Here is a 1,541-nt window from a genome sequence, read left to right on the forward strand (position 1 = left end):
CCAGGATTTCCCGCTTGCGCTCGATCAGCACATCAATCCGCTCCATCTGGGCGCAGCCGATCGCCGCCTGGATATTGGACAACTTGTATTTGTATCCCACCGCGTCCGGCCAGAACTGCTTCGTCTGCCCCCTGGCGCGGCCATGATTGCTCAAGGTCAGAACCCGTTCGTACAAATCGGCATCCCGGGTGATGAACATGCCCCCCTCGCCCGTGGTCATGGTCTTGGAGCCGTGAAAGGAGAACGAGGCGAAAGCCCCCATCGTGCCCGCCCCTTTGCCGTGATAGACCGAGCCGATCGCCTCGGCGGCATCCTCGATGACGGGAATTCCGTGACGCGCGCCGATGGCCAGCAGCGCATCCATATCGCATAGATTGCCATACAGGTGCACCGCCACGATGGCTTTCGTGCGCGCCGAGATAGCTGCCTCGACCCTGGCCGGATCCAGACACCAAGTGTCAGGCAGGATGTCCACGAAGACGGGCGTGGCGCCCAGGTGCACAATGGGTGAGGCGGTGGCGATCCAGTTGGTGTCGGCCATGATGACTTCGTCGCCCGGCCCGATGCCCAGCGCCGCCATCCCCAGGTGCAGGGCGCCCGTGCAGCTCGACGTGGCAAGGGCGAATTCGGCGCCCAGGTGCGTCTTGAACGACTGCTCGAATCGGCCGATGTATTCGTAGCATCGATCACCCCAGCCGTTGGCGGCCGCATCGGTCGCGTAGCGTACTTCCAGCTCGGTGATCGACGGCTTGGTGTAGTGGATACGGGATTTCACATGATCTCCAGCTGCGGCACTGCCGTCACGAAGCGCGTCCCCTGATCGGCCAGATGCCGGTTCTGCTCCCGAACCTCGGCCGCGATGTTCCAAGGCAGGATCAACACATAATCGGGCCGCTGCACGGCTAGCGCCTGGGGCGCCAGGATCGGAATGTGGCTGCCCGGCAGGTACTTGCCCTGCTTGGCCGCTGCCGCATCGCACACGAACGGCAGCAGGTCGGGTTTCACACCCGCATAGTTCAGCAAGGTATTGCCCTTGGCCGCCGCGCCATAGGCCGCCACGGTCTTGCCCTGGCGCTTTTGCTCCAGCAAGAAGGCCAGCAGCTCGTTTTTGACCCGGTCGGCGCGTGCCTGAAAGGCCTGGTAGGTGGACAGGTCCAGCAAACCGCCCTCGACCTCCAGACGCAGCACGCGCTCGACGTCGGGCCGCTGCTCCATGGCCGCCGCCGTATGGCAGCCGTAGACCCGCACGCTGCCACCATGCGTGGGCAGCTCTTCGATGTCGTAGATCCGCAAGCCCGCAGCCTCGAAGATCCGCCGCACGGCGTGGATCGACAGATACGAGAAATGTTCGTGGTAGACCGTATCGAACTGGTTGTTCTGGATCAGGCGCAGCAGGTGCGGGAACTCCAGCGTGATCGTGCCCTCGGGCTTCAAGGCCGCCGCCAGGCCGCGCGTGAAGTCATTGATGTCGGGCACGTGCGCATAGACGTTGTTGCCCGCGATCAGATCGGCCTGCCGGCCCTCGCCGGCCAACCGGCGGC

The 1,541-nt window shown here is 64.2% G+C and carries 2 protein-coding genes; both read right to left on the reverse strand.

The window, feature by feature from the left end:
• Positions 1 to 775 (reverse strand): DegT/DnrJ/EryC1/StrS family aminotransferase (locus tag WBG56_RS03105; protein WP_424265153.1); only part of this gene is annotated, 775 nt, incomplete at its 3' end.
• Positions 772 to 1,541, reverse strand: a 770-nt coding sequence (locus WBG56_RS03110) for a class I SAM-dependent methyltransferase (protein WP_424265155.1), incomplete at its 5' end; no start/stop codon positions are given. The genes WBG56_RS03105 and WBG56_RS03110, both read right to left, overlap by 4 nt.

The organism is Castellaniella sp., assembly GCF_049671645.1.
In the GTDB taxonomy this organism is placed as follows: Bacteria; Pseudomonadota; Gammaproteobacteria; order Burkholderiales; family Burkholderiaceae_B; genus Castellaniella.